A 16,268-nucleotide genomic window follows, 5' to 3' on the forward strand; every position below is an offset into this window, starting at 1 on the left:
GTTGATTGTGCCGGCGCTTTTCTTTATCCACCGGCGCAACGGAGAGGTGGCCGAGTGGTCGAAGGCGCTCCCCTGCTAAGGGAGTAGAGGTCAAAAGCTTCTCGTGGGTTCGAATCCCATCCTCTCCGCCACCCTACGCCCTGCGGGCTTCGGGTGGCAGGCCATCCTGCTTCGCGCTGCGCGCTTCGCAGGACAAGTCCAGCGAATCCCCTCTCCGCGCGATTCAGGATGCCCTCCGAAGCCGTAGCGAAGGAGGGCCGCAACCTCTTGGAACGCTTGCAAAATCGGGGTTGGCATATTCCTCCTTGCGAAGGAGGATGCACTCCAATGCGTTGGCGAGGGAGGGCCGGTTCGTGTGGTATGTATATCTGCTGGAAAGCAAGACTGCGGAAGGCGAGCGCTATATCGGTGTGACCTCGGACCTGAAGCGACGGATCGCTGAGCATAACGCCGGAAAATCCAGCCATACCTCCAAATTCCTGCCATGGCGGATCGTGACCTGCATCGCCTTCTCGAACCAAGCCAAGGCGACCTCATTCGAGCGTTATCTCAAATCCGGTTCCGGGCATGCTTTTGCCAGCAAACGCCTTTGGTGACCATCTGCCGCTCCTCACGTGATCGTGCAATAATCAGCGGTTTTCCCAAATAATAACGCAATCTCAGCTACTTACGACAGAAACACACGGTGCCAATTCCGCTCTTTCGTTCGATTCTGACTGGAGGTCAGAAAATGAACATCAAGAGCCTTCTTCTCGGCTCCGCTGCGGCACTGATCGCAGTTTCCGGTGCGCGCGCCGCCGACGCCGTCGTCGTCGCCGAGCCGGAACCCGCTGAATACGTCAAGATTTGCGACGTCTACGGCGCTGGCTATTTCTACATCCCCGGCACCGAAACCTGCCTGCGCATCGGCGGCTACGTCCGCTATGACATCGGCATCGGTGACGTCGGCTCATTCGACGGTGCAAAGACCACCGATCAGCAGGACGGCGACTCGCAGGATACTTACTACAAGCACGCCCGCTTCACGCTGAAGACCTGGACCGGCCAGGAAACCGAGCTCGGCACCTTGAAGACCTACACCGAGACGCGCTTCAACTGGGGTAACCACAACGATTACCTTGATGACAACTTCAATGGCGGTACGAGCGTTTCGCTGAACTTTGCCTGGGTCCAGCTCGGTGGTCTGCGCGTCGGCAAGGACGAATCGGCCTTTGATACCTTCATCGGCTACGCCGGCAACGTCATCCAGGATACGCTGGTCCCCTACGGCGGCTTCGACACCAATGTCGTCCAGTATTACTTCGATGCCGGAAACGGCTTCTCGGCCGTGGCTTCGTTGGAAACCGGTTCGGGCAGTGCCGCCGCTGATCCTGGCATTTTCCAAGACAGCAACAGCGGCAATGATTCCATCGACAGCTATGTCCCCTATGTCGTCGGCGGTATCAAATACACGCAGGGCTGGGGCTCGATCACCGGTGTCGCCGCCTATGACAGCACCTGGGAAGAGTGGGCCGGCAAGGTTCGCGTCGACGTTACGCCGATACAGAACCTGACACTGTTCATCATGGCCGGCTACGGCTCTGACGACAACATCGACCGCAACTTCTACAAGCAGTGGGGCGGCAACTGGGCAGTCTGGGGTGGTGGCACTTACACCATAAACGAGAAGACCTCGTTCAACCTCCAGGCGTCGGCTGACGATGACAAAAACTACGGCGTCGCCGCGAACATTGCCTACGATATCGTTCCCGGTCTCACGATCACTGCCGAAGTCGATTGGGCCCGCGACGGTCAGTTTGACAAAGCCTACGATCGCAACTGGACCAATGCCGACGACAAGGACAGCGTCGGCGGCATGCTCCGCTTCCAGCGCTCATTCTAACAGTCCGAGCTAGATTGAGATTGAACCCGGCGGGCAACCGCCGGGTTTTTCGTATCGGCGCGACGCAGCTGTCAACTCTCGATGCATAATGCAGGCTGCTGCTGAGCAGCCGATCGCAGGGCTGGTCGAATGCAATGCTCGCTCCGCACGCTTGTTCGTGCAAAAGAAAAACTTGGGCCGATCTGAAGAGCTGGCCTACCGGATCAATGTATCTCGACAGCAAGTCACGATCGACCTCGGCCGATCGGGCGCATCCTACTTGTTCAAATTTCAGCCAGATCGCCCAAGGCGTCAATCAGCGGCTGAATTGCGCTCTCATACTTTTTCCAGCGTTTGACGGATGAACTATAGATCGGCTGCCGGACCTGCCAGCGGCTCGGGGTATTGACCGATCCGCTCCTCTCGAAAAAGCGCAGGCACGAATCGTCCCAAGGCAAGCCGAGATGATCGATGAGACCGCGCGATTGCGTCTCCTGATCCGCAACCAGCGTCTCATAGCGGCTTTCGAAAATACGTCCGGGAAAGACCTTGTCCCAGTGCCGCATCAAGCGATCATATTCGCGGTAGTACAACCCGAGTGTCTCAAGGTCGGCGTTGTAGCCGTGGTCCTTGGTGAAATGCAAGACGAAGCAGGAGACGCAATTGTCGATGGCATCGCGCCGGCAATGAATGATGCGTGCGTTGGGAAAGAGAATTCCAATCACGCCGATAAACTCGAAGTTGTGCGGCATCTTGTCGACGATGCGGGGCGCGGCAGGCGCGTGCTGACGCAGATAGGACAGGTATTCTTCGGCCAGCGCCCTCGACTGATCCCTCGTCATCGACATAATCGAACTGCGCAGGTCCTCATCCGACAGTATTCTAAAGCCCATCGAGTTCGCGATTCGCCGCAGCTTCGTAAGCTCCCCGGCGCCATGGACATCCGGATGGCTCGCGCAGATCTGCTCGGTCAGCGTCGTCCCCGACCGGGGCATGCCCAGCACAAACACAGGCACTTCAGACGGACTGCCGTGGCCAGCCTTGGCTTCCAATAGTGATGGGCTGAATATCTCGATCATGGAATCGACGCTTCGGCGGTAGTACTCCAGGTCGAAATCGTGACCAGCGGCCTTTTTCGCCCTCTTGAAGTGATCTATCGCCTCTTCATAGCGTTGAAGGTCGTTCAGCACTTTTCCTGCCGCGTGGTGGAGCTGCGATGCAGCAACGGGTTCGAGCCTGGGATTGGAGAGTTCGCGCAGGATAGAGTCGAGCTCGGCAGGTTTTTCGGTGAACTTTTGCGTGTCGACCAGGTAATTGTAGGCTGCCCCAACATCGACGCGACGTTCTATTGCCTGATCGAGATAGGCTCTGGCTTCGTCCATGCGGCCGAGGCTGGTGAGCGCACCAGCCAGACCAATCCGGACCATGGGATGGTCGCCGTTGATCTTTAGCGCCTTCTCGTAAAGGGGCAAAGCCATCTCGGCCTTGTCGAAGTTGACGTAGGCACGCGCCAGTCCGCAAAGCGCTTCCACCAGATCGGGTTTCAATTCGCAGGCGCGCTGCAGGTGCCTGATCGCAAGCAAGCTGTCGCCAAGCTTCAGACCGGCCTCTCCCAGGCTAAGGTGGAAATATGGATTCTGAGGCGTCTGGCTTACTGCCCGCGCAAAATATTTGAGAGCCAACTCGTCGTCGATACCGAGCCCCAACGTGCCGAGGATGTAGAGCGAAAGCGGGTGGTTGGGCGTGCGGGCGAGAACGCGATGGCATAATTCCTCCGCCTCCGGGAGCCGCTTGGCTTGCTGAAGTTCGAGCGCCTGTCGCAGCAGCATGTCGTCAGCTTGCGCGCGCGAGGGCGATTTCACTTTCGACGGCTGCACTTTCGGCGCCGAACGGGACTTTATGTGTTTGGACCAAGCGGGCGGCAGTCGGTTGCTCATCATGTCTCGCTAGCAAAATGGTCCAGGAGAATCCAGCCTGGCCTGAAGGGCTGGCCTATCCTGTCGGGCGCCCTCCTTGTTCAAAGTTCGGCTAGGTCGCCCAAGGCGTCGATCAGCGGCTGGATCTTGCCCTCATAATTTTTCCAGCGCTTGACAGATGACCTGTAGATCGGCTGCCGGACTTGCCAGCGACTGGCCGTGTTGACCGATCCCTCCTTGTCGAAGAAGCGCAGGCAGGCATCGTCCCAGGGCAATCCAAGATAATCGATAAGACGGCGCGATTGTGCCTCCTGATCCGCAACCAGCGTCTCGTAGCGATTTTCGAAGATGCGTCCTGGAAAAACCTTGTCCCAATGCCGCATCAGGCGATCGTATTCACGGTAGTACAGCCCGAGCGTCTGCAGGTCGGCGATGTAGCTGTGTCCCTTGGAGAAATTCAGGAAAAAACATGAGAGGCAATTGTCGATGGCGTCGCGGCGACAGTGAATAATCCGCGCGTTGGGGAAAAGAAGGCCTATGAGGCCTATCAGCTCGAAATTCTGGGGCATTTTGTCGACTATGCGAAGTGCGGTCGGCGCACGCTCACGAAGGTAGGACAGGTGCCCCTCGGTCAGCATCTTGGCTAGGTCGGGGGTGATCGGCACGATCGATTGGGCCAAGCCCTGTGCCGAAAGCCTCGTAAGGCCGATAGCATTTGCGGTTCGTCTTAGCTTGCTGAGTTCTCCTGCGCCGTGAACATCCGGGTGGCTCGCGCAAATCTGCTCGGTCAGGGTGGTCCCCGAGCGGGGCATACCCAATACAAACACGGGCACTTCCGATGGGCTTCCATAACCTGCCTTGGCAGCCAACATATCCGGGTTGAAGAACTCGATCGTGGAGTCGACCCAGCGGCGATAGGTTTCCAGATCAAACTTATAGCCTGCGGCCTGCTTGCCTTTCTTGAAATGATCTATCGCGTCTTCGTAGCGCCCAAGGTCGTTCAGCACCTTGCCGGCTGCGTGATGAAGTCTCATCGCACTTTCGGGGTCAAGCTTTGGGTAGCCCAGTTCGCGCAGGATGGACTTAAGTTCGGCCGGCTCTTCGGTGAATTTGCGCGTATGCACAAGCTCGTTATAGGCAGCGGGCATCGCGATGCGACGTTCGATCGCTTCTTTCAGATAGACTTCGGCTTCGTCCACGCGACCGAGACCGGTGAGTGCGCTGGCCAGTCCTGTCCGAACGCGAGGATGATCGCGGTTGATCTTGAGCGCTTTCTCGTAAACCGGGACAGCCATGTCAGCCTTGTCGAATTCGACGTAAGCGCGTCCTAATGCGCAAAGCGCCTCCAGCAAATCGGGCTTCAACTTCAATGCTTGCTGAATATGCCTGATTGCGGGCGAATATTCGCTGACTTTTAGATAAACTTCACCCAGACTAAGGTGATAAAAGGGGTTTTGAGGCTCCTCGCCGACGGCTCGGGCCAAATATCGCAGCGCCATTTCATTGTCGAGCCCGATGAATAGCGTGCCCATGATATACGAAGCCAAGGGATGGTTGGGCGTGCGCTCCAGCACGCGACGGCACAGTTCCTCAGCCTCGGCCAACCGCTTGGCCTGCTGCAAGCCATACGCCTGTCGCAGCAGCGCATCGTCGGCCTGCGCGCGCGACGGCGGTTTCGCCTTCGGCGGTTGCACTTTCGGTGCCGGGCGGGACTTTATGTGCTTGGACCAAGCGGGCGGCAGTCGGTTGCTCATCATGTCTCGCTAGCAAAATGATCCGGGAGAATCCAGCCTGACGTTCCCGCCTGCCGCGGAACTTGCGCAGGCCAAGCCGGCAGGCTAGCAAGAAGGCCCCTTTTCGAACGAGCCTTTGCCATGCGCCCTCCCCTTACGCCGCTCATCGACGCGCTTCCCTCCACGGTACCGTTTGTCGGCCCGGAGGCGCAGGAGCGTGATCGCGGCCGCGCCTTTCGCGCCCGCATCGGCGCCAATGAGAGCAGCTTTGGCCCTTCGCCGCGCGTCGTTGCCCGCATGGCCGAGATTGCCGGCGACATGTGGATGTATTGCGACCCCGATAATCACGATTTGAAGGTAGCCGTAGCCAGGCATCTCGGCGTCGGCGCCGAAAACGTCGTCGTCGGCGAAGGCATAGACGGGCTGCTCAGCCTGGTCGCGCGCATGTATGTGGCGCCCGGCGACGCGGTGGTGACCTCGCTCGGCGCCTATCCGACCTTCAACTTTCATGTTGCCGGCGTCGGCGGCCGGCTGGTCGCAGTGCCCTACGAGAACGATCGGGAAAACCTCGACGGCCTGCTGGCGGCAGTGGCCAGGGAAAAGGCGCCACTGGTCTACCTGTCCAATCCGGACAATCCGATGGGCAGCTGGTGGGAAGCCGCCGAGCTCAGCCGCTTCATCGAAGCCTTGCCGGAGACCACAATGCTGGTGCTCGACGAAGCCTATGGCGAATTAGGGCCAGCCTCAGCGCTGCCGCCGATCGATGTCGCGCGGCCGAACGTCATCCGCATGCGCACCTTCTCCAAGGCCTATGGGCTGGCCGGCATACGCTGCGGCTATGCGGTGGCCGAGGCCCAGGTGATTCGGGACTTCGAGAAGATCCGCAACCACTATGGCGTCAGCCGCATGGCGCAGATCGCCGGTGTCGAGGCGCTTGCCGATCAGGCCTGGCTGGATAGCGTGGTGGCGCGGGTCGCCGCCGGCCGCCGGCGTATCGCCGCAATAGCCGAAGCGAACGGGCTGAAGCCGCTGGCTTCGGCGACCAATTTCGTCACCATCGACTGCGGCCGCGACGGCGCTTTCGCACTGAAAGTGCTGCAGGCGCTGTTGTCATGCGACGTCTTCATCCGCAAGCCGATGGTGCCGGTTCTCGACCGCTGCATCCGGGTCAGTGTCGGCCTCGACCACGAGCTCGACATCTTTGCCGAGGAACTGCCTGGCGCACTGGCGGCAGCGCGGGGGAATTGAAGAGCGCAACGCCGGGATTCCAGTGCTGCCCGCTATTTCTCCCCGAGCAGGCGCATGACGCACTTCAAGGCGTCCGATAATTCGGCAGCCGCGTCATCGGCGAGGCCGGCCGTCAGCCGGGCGAGGTCGCGATCCGCCGCAGCCTGAAGCCTGGCGAGCTCAGCACTTCCGCGAGCGGTCAGCGACAGGATACGTCTGCGCCGATCGGCTGGGTCAGAGCGTGTCTCGGTCAGGCCAGCGGCGGCGAACCTCCTCAGGACGCGTGTGACATAGGCCGGATCGAGCCGGAGTTCGGCAGCGATTTCGGAGGCCGCCGGCCGGAGATCGAGGTGGAACGCCCGTGCAAGAAACCCTGCCTCACCGCCGCTATTGGCGACAGCGCGGGATCGGCCGCCCAATTCGAACAGCAGCCGCGCCTCGCCCAGCGTATAGGCGCTGTGCGTCAAGGTCAGGTCGAGCAGCCCGATCAGGCGCGTGTAGAAGCGATTGAAGCCACGTATCTCCGCGACGAGGGCATTCCGATCGGCCGGCATGTCGACCTCCTTCGGACGGACCGCTCCGTCAGGGCCATGATCGCCTATTATTTGACTTAGTCAATCATTAATGGAGACGCCGCCTATCTCGCACGTGAAGCTGGCGGATAGCGACCGGAGAGAGACCTTCGATGCACGTTGCGCGGTTGAATTTGCACGGCGATGCGCCAGACTCGACTCAAAGGATGGAGAGCGCGATGACCGATCGTACGGTGCAGGTACGCATATACGGCAAGGTGCAAGGCGTCAGCTACCGGGTCTGGGCGCGGCGCGAGGCGTCGGCGCTTGGCCTTGCCGGGTGGGTGCGCAACGAAGTTGACGGCTCGGTGACAGCCTTGATTGCAGGGGCCGGTGTGGCGGTCTCGACAATGATCGAACGTCTTTGGCAAGGGCCGCCAGGGGCAGCAGTTTCGAAGGTCGATGTCGAGGAGATCGAGTCACGCAACATGTCCGCGGGTTTCAGGATTGTTGCCTAGCAAGGCATGATCCTGCTCATTCGCTTCCATCGCACAAATCTCCAGGGTGCAGATAGAGCAAACCTGAAGCCATTGCCCTGCCCGGACATGCCTCGGTCCTTGAATTAATTGAACGTTTGTTTTATTGTCCGCGAAAAGGCGGCTTGTCATGGCGCGTACGACCGGTTCCGACGGAGAGAAGACCGAAGCTGCGGTCCGCGAGGCGGCGGTCAGCCTGATTGCGCGTCTCGGCTACGAGGCGATGTCGATGCGCCAACTGGCGGCCGAGGTCGGCGTCCAGGCAGCGGCGCTGTACCGCTACTTCCCGACCAAGCAGGACCTTCTGTTCATGCTGATGCGTGAGCATATGGAAGGCTTGATCGAGGCGTGGCGCGCAACACGCCCTGTCGGCGCCGATCCGGCAGCGCGGCTTGCCGCTTATGTCGAAAACCACATCGCTTTCCATATCGAACGCCGCCACTCCACCCATGTCTCGAACATGGAGCTGCGCAGCCTGTCGCATGAAAAACTCACGCAGATCCTGCGCATGCGCACGGCCTACGAGAAGGAGCTGCGCGCCATCCTGCGCGACGGCGTCGAAGCGGGGTTATTCAGCATCGAAGACACCGGGCTCACCGCCATGGCGCTGATCCAGATGATGACCGGCGTCATCGTCTGGTTCCGGCCGGGCGAACGGCTGTCGATCGCCGAAGTCACCGCTACATATCTAGCAATGACAATGCGCCTTGTTGGAGCAAAGAGCGATGGCGCGACGACGAGCCACGGCGCCGTGCGTCCATTCGAGCGCGCAACGGACGCTGCAGCACTTTGATTTCGCGCATGATCCCGATTTTCGCGGTCGTGCGCCGGGAGGAACGGCATGTACACGCATACGCTCAACTTCGGGCTTGACGAAGACATCGAGGCGCTGCGCGACCTGGTGCGGCGCTTCGCCCAGGAAAAGATCGCACCGATCGCCGCCGAGATCGACCGCTCGAACGAATTCCCGGCACATCTGTGGGCGGAGCTCGGCGGGCTCGGCCTGCTCGGCATCACCGCCGATCCCGATTTCGGCGGCAGCGGCATGGGCTACCTCGCCCATGTCGTGGCGATGGAGGAGATTTCGCGCGCCTCGGCCTCGGTCGGCCTCTCCTACGGCGCCCATTCCAACCTCTGCGTCAACCAGATCAACCGCTGGGCGACGCAGGCGCAGAAGGAAAAATATCTGCCTTCGCTCTGCAGCGGCGAGAAGGTCGGCGCACTGGCGATGTCGGAATCGGGAGCCGGCTCCGATGTGGTGTCGCTGCGCCTGCGCGCCGAAAAGCGCAATGATCGCTATGTACTCAATGGCACCAAAATGTGGATCACCAACGGGCCGGATGCCGAGACGCTGGTCGTCTACGCCAGGACCGATCCGGAACTCCATTCGCGCGGCATCACCGCTTTCATCGTCGAAAAGGCCTTTGCCGGTTTTTCCGTGGCGCAAAAGCTCGACAAGCTCGGCATGCGCGGCTCGAACACCGGCGAGCTGGTGTTCGAGAATGTCGAAGTGCCGTTCGACAATGTGCTGCACGAGGAAGGGCGCGGCGTCGAGGTGCTGATGTCGGGCCTCGACTACGAACGCGCCGTGCTGGCCGGCGGCCCGATCGGGCTGATGGCTGCGTGCCTCGACGTGGCGATCCCTTACGTGCACGAACGCAGGCAGTTCGGCCAGCCGATCGGCGAGTTCCAGCTGGTGCAAGGCAAGCTAGCCGACATGTATGCGACGATGAACGCGGCGCGCGCCTACGTCTATGCCGTGGCCGCCGCTTGCGATCGCGGTGAGACGGCCCGCAAGGATGCTGCCGGCTGTATTCTCTTCGCCGCCGAAAAGGCAACGCTGATGGCGCTCGACGCCATCCAGCTTTTGGGCGGCAACGGCTACATCAACGACTACCCGACCGGCCGGCTTTTGCGCGACGCCAAGCTCTACGAGATCGGCGCCGGCACCAGCGAAATCCGTCGCTGGCTGATTGGGCGGGAAATCATGGTGGAGGGCGCCTGATGGCGTCTTTTTGAGATTTTGCCAGAAGCCGCACGATGTGGCACACTTCGGAATATGTGCCACAACACAGGCGAGACGGACCATGGCTGGCAAAACGGGAAAGTCCGGATTTGACGAAGATCCGCAAGCACGGTTCGATGCCGGCGCTCGCCAACCACAGCTTCGTGCTCCGGCGAAACGCGAGCGTGTCAAGCTTGGCGAGGGCGGGCGCTTCGTCATTCCTGCCGCGATGCGCGAGGAGATGGGCGTGAAGCCTGGCGAGGACATGATCTTGCATGTCGAAAACGGCGAGCTGCGGGTAAGATCGTGGCTGCAGAATCTGCGACGCGTCCAGGCCGAATTGTCAGCGTTGAAACAGCCCGGTGAAAGCGTCGTCGACGAATTTCTGAAAGAGCGACGGGAAGAGCAGCGTCGAAGTGACAAGCGTCTCGACCGGCTTCACGCCGAAGGGACAACGGGAAAGCGGACGAAATGAAGCCCTACGTCATGGACAGTTCGGCGGCGCTCGCAATCCTGCTCAACGAGCAAGGCACCGACAATGCTTTGGGGTTCGCGCCGGACGCACAATGCAGTTCAGTCAATGCGGCCGAAATCATCGCCAAGCTGATCGACAAGGGACGCAGCATGGAACAGGCCGCGGACGACCTCGCCAGTCTCGGCATGCCGATCGCCGTTTTCGACGACGCGATGGGCATCGCCGCTGGGCAGCTTCGCCAATTGACGCGGCATCGCGGCTTGTCGCTGGGCGATCGGGCTTGCCTGGCGCTGGCAATTCGCGAGAATGCCATTGCCGTCACCGCTGATCGCGATTGGGGCGACCTCGATGTCGGCTGCAAGATCGAGCTGATCCGGTAGCGCCATGGCCGCCCTCACCTCTCAGATGTCGTCCGCCTCCGATGCCTTCCGCGCCAATGCCGAGCGCATGCGGGCGCTGGTCGCCGATATTGCTGAAAAAGCCGCCGCCATCGAGCGCGGTGGCTCGGAAGAGGCGCGTGAGCGGCACGTCTCCCGCGGCAAGCTCCTGCCGCGGCAACGCCTAGCCCAATTGCTCGATACAGGCTCGCCCTTCCTCGAAATCGGCCAGTTCGCGGCATGGTCGATGTATGGCGAGGACATCCCTTCGGCCGGCCTCATCGCCGGCATCGGCCGCGTCGAAGGCACCGAAGTGATGGTCGTCGTCAATGACGCCACGGTGAAGGGCGGCACCTATTATCCACTGACGGTGAAGAAGCATCTGCGTGCACAGGAGATCGCATTGCAGAACAATCTGCCTTGCGTCTATCTGGTCGACAGCGGCGGCGCCAATCTGCCCAACCAGGACGAGGTGTTTCCCGACCGCGATCATTTCGGCCGCATCTTCTACAACCAGGCCAACATGTCGGCCGCCGGCATTCCGCAGATCGCCTGCGTCATGGGTTCGTGCACGGCCGGCGGCGCCTATGTGCCTGCGATGTCGGACGAGACAATCATGGTGCGCAACCAGGCGACCATCTTTCTCGGCGGGCCGCCGCTGGTGAAGGCGGCCACCGGCGAGGACGTCACCGCCGAGGACCTCGGTGGCGCCGACGTGCACACAAGGCTTTCCGGCGTTGCCGACCACTATGCGCTCGACGACGAGCATGCGCTGGCCATATGCCGGCGTATCGTCAAAAACCTGAATCGGAACAAGACTGTAAGCCTTGCCTTACAGAAATCGATTCCGCCGCTTCACGATCCACATGAACTCTACGGCATCGTGCCGACGGATCTGCGCCAGCCCTACGACGTGCGCGAGGTAATCGCCCGCACCGTCGACGGTTCCGAGTTCGATGAGTTCAAGCAGAATTATGGCACCACGCTGGTCACCGGTTTCGCCCATCTCAGCGGCATGCCGGTCGGCATCGTCGCCAACAATGGCGTGCTGTTTTCGGAAAGCGCGCTGAAGGGCGCGCACTTCATAGAGCTGTGCTGCCAGCGCAAGATCCCGCTGATTTTCCTGCAGAACATCACCGGCTTCATGGTCGGGCGAAAATACGAGGCCGGCGGCATCGCCAAGGACGGCGCCAAGCTGGTCATGGCGGTCGCAACGGCCAAGGTGCCGAAGGTGACCGTGATCATCGGCGGCTCATTCGGTGCCGGCAATTACGGCATGTGCGGACGCGCCTATTCGCCACGCTTCCTGTGGATGTGGCCGAATGCCCGCATTTCGGTGATGGGCGGCGAGCAGGCGGCAACGGTGCTGGCCGTGGTCAAGCGCGAAGGCATCGAGCGCAAGGGCGGGGAATGGAGCGCTGAGGAGGAAGCGAAATTCAAGAAGCCGATCCTGATGAAGTACGAGCACGAGGGACACCCGCTCTATTCGTCGGCAAGGCTCTGGGACGACGGCATCATCGACCCGGCCAAGACCCGCGAGGTGCTGGCGCTCAGCCTTTCGGCCGCGCTCAACGCCGAGATCGAGGAGACAAAATTCGGCGTGTTCAGGATGTGAGATGAGCGAAATCGGCCAGAGGATTCGCATTCAAACCGGCGACATCACGAAGCTGGCGGTCGATGCCATCGTCAACGCCGCCAATACCTCTCTTCTCGGAGGCGGCGGCGTCGACGGCGCTATCCACCGCGCGGCCGGCCCCGAGCTTGTGGCAGAATGCCGGACCTTGCATGGCTGCAAGGTCGGAGACGCAAAAATCACCAAGGGCTACAGGCTGCCCGCGCGCTACGTCATACATACGGTCGGGCCGGTCTGGCAAGGTGGCAGCAAAGGAGAAGCCGAACTGCTCGCCTCCTGCTATCGCCGGTCGCTCGAAATCGCCGCCGCAAAGGACTGCCGGACGGTGGCGTTTCCTGCGATCTCGACCGGGGCCTACCGCTATCCGAAAGATCAGGCGACGCAAATTGCTGTCGGGACCGTGAGCGCCTTCATCGGCCAGAACATCGTTCCGGAAACCGTCATTTTCTGCTGCTTCGACGAGCCGACGGCCGAATTGTATCAGCGGGTCGTCGCTGCACTCGGCAGGGTGTGACCCTGCGCGGGAGACAACCCACCACATCTCCAGACTATTTTTTGCTTCTCGATCTGGCCAGACGAAAGAATCACGGCTATTGATCATCGCAAATACCAATGGGGATTGGGCGAAGATGAGGCGGCGGGTTTTTCAGAGAACAACTGTGCATATACTTGCGGGATTGCTTATATTAGCAATGCCTGGCATCTGTGCAGCGGAGTCGCTGGCGGGAAGCAAGGGCGAGACCCGTTTCTATCCCTATTTGCCGCAGAGCCCGAAGGATCCGTGTACCAGGGCCTACAAGGCCTATGTAGCGGCCGGCGGCCATTCAGCCTATGCAACCACTCCGTATTCCCGGGTGCGTTTTCTGTACATCATCTGCGGCTCGCGCTTGAATGCACCGTCACAGCAAGCTGCCGAAGAATTGGCGTTGAAATCCTGTCAGGCCGCCCGCAACAGTTACAGAGTTACAACAGGCGGCGGCTGCGAAATCGCTGCCTCCAAGTAGGCGAATATATTTCAGTGTTTGGGGTTCAAATGGGTTTGGCAATGAAATCTTTATCAATCAAGCGAGCAACCATGTCGGTACTTGCACTGCTTGTGGCCTCTGCACCGAATGTCGGCGCCGCCGAATCGCTGACGGGAAGCAAGGGCGACAGCCGCTTTCGGTCTATTTTGCACCGGGTACAATCGGAGGCTGCGGCAAGAATTACAAGGACTATGTGGCGGCTGGCGGTCACTCGGCCTATGCGATGACGCCATTCAACTGGGCAACCGAATTCACTATTTGCGGTGCTTATCTGAATGCAACATCCCAGAAGGCTGCGGAGGCGCTGGCGTTGAAATCCTGCCAGTCCGCGCGCAGCAAGTACAAGGTCACGACTGCAGGGGCCTGCGCCATAGCTGCCTCCAAATAGACCGACACTCGTCGGCCTTCGACGTATTCAATGGGTGGGAAAAATGAAATCTATAAGCGTCAAACAAGCAGTCTTCTCGCTGATAACCGGGTTGCTTCTAATCTCGAGCCCCAATGTCGGCGCGGCGGAATCGCTGGCTGGAAGCAAGGGCGACGTCCGCTTCTACCCGTATTTTCCGGCGACCGCGGATCGGCCATGCACCAAGGCATATAAGGCCTATGTGGCGGCCAGCGGCCATTCAGCTTATGCGACCACTCCGTATTCCCGGGTGCGTTCGTTGTACATCCTGTGCGGCTCGCGCTTGAATGCGCCCTCGCAAAAGGCTGCCGAGGATATGGCGATGAAATCCTGCCAGGTCACCCGCGACCGTTACAGGGTCACGACCGGGGGAGCTTGCGAAATGGCGGCCTCAAAGTAGGCAGGCCTCGCTTGCCTACCCTTTGACCGCCAGACTACAAAGCAGGGCATTGCCGCAGTTCGCGTGACGAGAATTCGCGCCGTTGGCGGCAGCTCTGCCTGTGGAGGCCCGATGTTCGCCAAGATCCTGATCGCCAACCGTGGCGAGATCGCCTGCCGGGTGATCCGCACGGCACGCAGGATGGGTGTGCGCAGCGTCGCCGTCTATTCCGACGCCGACGATCGCGCCTTGCATGTCGAAATGGCCGACGAAGCGGTGCATATCGGCGCCTCTCCCGCCAACGAAAGCTATCTGCGCGGCGACAAGATCATTGCGGCGGCCTTGGCCAAAGGTGCCGAGGCCATCCATCCGGGCTACGGCTTTCTTTCGGAAAACCCTGATTTCGTCGACCAGGTGGTCGCGGCGGGGCTGATCTTCATTGGCCCGTCGGCGGCCTCGATCCGCGCCATGGGACTGAAGGACGCGGCCAAGCGGCTGATGGAAAAGGCCGGCGTGCCTGTCGTTCCGGGCTACCATGGCGAAGCGCAGGAGATCGTGTTGCTCGCCTCCAAGGCGCGCGAGATAGGCTACCCCGTACTGATCAAGGCGCGCGCCGGCGGCGGCGGCAAAGGCATGCGGCGCGTCGAGCATCCCGATGATTTTTCGGAAGCACTGTCGGGCGCGCGGCGCGAGGCGAAAGCCGCGTTCGGTGACGACCGCGTCTTGGTGGAAAAATATGTCGACAAGCCTCGCCACATCGAAGTGCAGGTGTTTGGTGACAATTTCGGCAACGCCGTGCATCTTCACGAACGTGACTGCTCGGCACAGCGCCGCCACCAGAAGGTGATCGAGGAGGCGCCTGCCCCGGGCATGACGCCGGCACTGCGCAAGGCGATGACCGAGGCGGCGGTGAAAGCCGCCAAGGCAATCCACTATTCCGGCGCCGGTACCATCGAGTTCATCGTCGATGCCTCGCAAGGTCTGAAGGCCGACCGTTTCTGGTTCATGGAAATGAACACCCGCCTGCAGGTCGAGCACCCCGTCACCGAAATGGTCACCGGCATCGACCTGGTCGAGTGGCAGTTGCGGGTAGCCTCCGGCGAAAAACTGCCGAAGACGCAGAGCGAGATCGCGCTCTCCGGCCACGCCTTCGAGGCGCGTATCTATGCCGAGGACGCGGCAAGAGGGTTTTTGCCGGCGACCGGCACCTTGCACCATTTGAAATTTCCGCAGCCGGCACCGGAGGGTGCGACCATGCGCATCGAAACCGGTGTGCGCGCCGGCGATGCGATTTCGCCGTTTTACGACCCGATGATCGCCAAGCTGATCATCCACGGCAAGGACAGACGGGCAGCGCTCACAGCGCTTGGCGCAGCGCTGTCGCAGACCGAAATCGCCGGCTCAACGGTCAACACTGGCTTTCTTGCCGCGCTGGTCGCTGATGCGGATTTTGCGGCGGGCGATGTCGATACCGGCCTGATCGCTAGGCATCAGCAGGCGTTGACGGCGGTTCCGCCGCCGGGCGGTGAGACGATTGCCGCCGCGGCACTTGCCGCGTCCGGTGCGCGCGACTTGCCGTCCTCGGACGATCCCTGGTTGTCGCTGGCCGGCTATGCGCATTTCCACGCTGTAGTGCGGCGCATGCTGCTGAAGTTTGGCGAGCAGGAGATCGGCGCGCGCGTGTCGGTGCGGCCGGACGGGCGGTTCGAGGTGGCGCTGGATGCGCCCTATGACAGCGCCAATTCGCGTGATCTCCGCGCGGCGCCTCGCCTCGCCCGCTGGCCGGGCCACGTCACGGTCTTCGATGGTGCAATCGGCTACGGTTTTGCTGTGCCGGATCCGCTGGCCCGAGCCGACGAAGCCGCCGCCGCTTCCGGCAGCCTGCGCGCGCCAATGCCCGGCCTGGTCAAATTGGTGCGTGCAGCCAGAGGCGAGTCCGTGATCAAGGGCCAGCCGCTGCTGATCCTGGAGGCGATGAAGATGGAGCACACCATTGCCGCGCCCCATGACGGGGTTATCGCCGAGATTGCTGCCGAAGGCGCGCAGGTAACCGACGGCACCGTGCTGGTTCGCTTTGCCGAGGAACCTCAGTTGACTGCTGTTTCCCTATCCACGAAGTGATCTCGAACGCGTGACAAAGGCGTCGCCAAAAACAACATGGCCGGGTTTGACCCCGGCCATGT

16 protein-coding genes and 1 tRNA gene are annotated in these 16,268 nt (G+C 61.0%); 14 read left to right on the forward strand and 3 right to left on the reverse strand.

Features of this window, described 5'->3' with window-relative positions; translation table 11 throughout:
- Window positions 1-40: 40 nt before the first annotated feature.
- From NKI29_RS07020 to NKI29_RS07030, 3 genes are all read left to right on the forward strand, one after another.
- Window positions 41-131 (forward strand) — tRNA-Ser (locus NKI29_RS07020).
- Between the two features lie 222 nt (window positions 132-353).
- Window positions 354-596 (forward strand): GIY-YIG nuclease family protein, encoded by a 243-nt coding sequence (locus NKI29_RS07025; RefSeq protein WP_023677785.1) that lies wholly within the window; start codon window positions 354-356, stop codon window positions 594-596.
- Between the two features lie 134 nt (window positions 597-730).
- Window positions 731-1,882, forward strand: a complete 1,152-nt coding sequence (locus NKI29_RS07030) for a porin (protein ID WP_352471037.1) — start codon at window positions 731-733, stop codon at window positions 1,880-1,882.
- A gap of 263 nt (window positions 1,883-2,145) precedes the next feature.
- Here the strand turns inward: NKI29_RS07030 and NKI29_RS07035 are convergent, their stop codons facing one another.
- Entirely contained in the window at window positions 2,146-3,798 is a 1,653-nt protein-coding gene (locus NKI29_RS07035) for a tetratricopeptide repeat-containing sulfotransferase family protein (RefSeq protein ID WP_352569839.1), read from the reverse strand.
- Between the two features lie 80 nt (window positions 3,799-3,878).
- Window positions 3,879-5,531, reverse strand: coding sequence for a tetratricopeptide repeat-containing sulfotransferase family protein (locus NKI29_RS07040; protein ID WP_352569840.1), 1,653 nt, complete (start codon window positions 5,529-5,531; stop codon window positions 3,879-3,881).
- Window positions 5,532-5,651: 120 nt separating this feature from the next.
- On the opposite strand from NKI29_RS07040, the gene NKI29_RS07045 reads away from it, so the two are divergent.
- Window positions 5,652-6,758: a pyridoxal phosphate-dependent aminotransferase gene (locus NKI29_RS07045; RefSeq protein WP_352795752.1), complete on the forward strand. Its 1,107-nt coding sequence runs from the start codon at window positions 5,652-5,654 to the stop codon at window positions 6,756-6,758.
- Window positions 6,759-6,790: 32 nt separating this feature from the next.
- Here NKI29_RS07045 and NKI29_RS07050 read toward each other — a convergent pair whose 3' ends face one another.
- On the reverse strand, window positions 6,791-7,291 hold the full coding sequence (locus tag NKI29_RS07050) for a MarR family winged helix-turn-helix transcriptional regulator (protein ID WP_023677790.1): 501 nt from the start codon (window positions 7,289-7,291) through the stop codon (window positions 6,791-6,793).
- A 197-nt stretch (window positions 7,292-7,488) separates the two neighbouring features.
- On the opposite strand from NKI29_RS07050, the gene NKI29_RS07055 reads away from it, so the two are divergent.
- From NKI29_RS07055 to NKI29_RS07100, 10 genes are all read left to right on the forward strand, one after another.
- A complete protein-coding gene (locus NKI29_RS07055; protein WP_352569842.1) occupies window positions 7,489-7,767 on the forward strand; it encodes an acylphosphatase in 279 nt (92 codons plus the stop codon).
- A gap of 148 nt (window positions 7,768-7,915) precedes the next feature.
- Window positions 7,916-8,578, forward strand: a complete 663-nt coding sequence (locus NKI29_RS07060; RefSeq protein WP_023677792.1) for a TetR/AcrR family transcriptional regulator — start codon at window positions 7,916-7,918, stop codon at window positions 8,576-8,578.
- A 48-nt stretch (window positions 8,579-8,626) separates the two neighbouring features.
- Window positions 8,627-9,790, forward strand: a complete 1,164-nt coding sequence (locus tag NKI29_RS07065) for an isovaleryl-CoA dehydrogenase (protein ID WP_352454356.1) — start codon at window positions 8,627-8,629, stop codon at window positions 9,788-9,790.
- An 82-nt stretch (window positions 9,791-9,872) separates the two neighbouring features.
- Window positions 9,873-10,265, forward strand: a complete 393-nt coding sequence (locus NKI29_RS07070) for an AbrB/MazE/SpoVT family DNA-binding domain-containing protein (RefSeq protein ID WP_352449021.1) — start codon at window positions 9,873-9,875, stop codon at window positions 10,263-10,265.
- Window positions 10,262-10,645: a type II toxin-antitoxin system VapC family toxin gene (locus tag NKI29_RS07075; RefSeq protein ID WP_023677795.1), complete on the forward strand. Its 384-nt coding sequence runs from the start codon at window positions 10,262-10,264 to the stop codon at window positions 10,643-10,645. Before NKI29_RS07070 ends, NKI29_RS07075 begins: the two co-directional genes overlap by 4 nt.
- A 4-nt stretch (window positions 10,646-10,649) precedes the next feature.
- Window positions 10,650-12,257 carry a carboxyl transferase domain-containing protein gene (locus NKI29_RS07080; protein WP_352569843.1) on the forward strand — a complete coding sequence of 536 codons (1,608 nt, stop codon included), beginning with the start codon at window positions 10,650-10,652 and terminating at the stop codon, window positions 12,255-12,257.
- A 1-nt stretch (window position 12,258) separates the two neighbouring features.
- Window positions 12,259-12,789, forward strand: coding sequence for an O-acetyl-ADP-ribose deacetylase (locus NKI29_RS07085; protein WP_352540759.1), 531 nt, complete (start codon window positions 12,259-12,261; stop codon window positions 12,787-12,789).
- 115 nt (window positions 12,790-12,904) lie between these two features.
- Window positions 12,905-13,279: a hypothetical protein gene (locus NKI29_RS07090; RefSeq protein ID WP_352569999.1), complete on the forward strand. Its 375-nt coding sequence runs from the start codon at window positions 12,905-12,907 to the stop codon at window positions 13,277-13,279.
- Window positions 13,280-13,731: 452 nt separating this feature from the next.
- Window positions 13,732-14,106, forward strand: a complete 375-nt coding sequence (locus NKI29_RS07095) for a hypothetical protein (RefSeq protein WP_352569846.1) — start codon at window positions 13,732-13,734, stop codon at window positions 14,104-14,106.
- A 111-nt stretch (window positions 14,107-14,217) separates the two neighbouring features.
- Complete coding sequence (locus NKI29_RS07100) at window positions 14,218-16,206, forward strand: acetyl/propionyl/methylcrotonyl-CoA carboxylase subunit alpha (RefSeq protein ID WP_352569847.1); 1,989 nt, start codon at window positions 14,218-14,220, stop codon at window positions 16,204-16,206.
- The last annotated feature ends 62 nt before the right edge of the window (window positions 16,207-16,268 follow it).

This window comes from Mesorhizobium sp. M0678 (assembly GCF_040320505.1).
Lineage (GTDB): Bacteria > Pseudomonadota > Alphaproteobacteria > Rhizobiales > Rhizobiaceae > Mesorhizobium.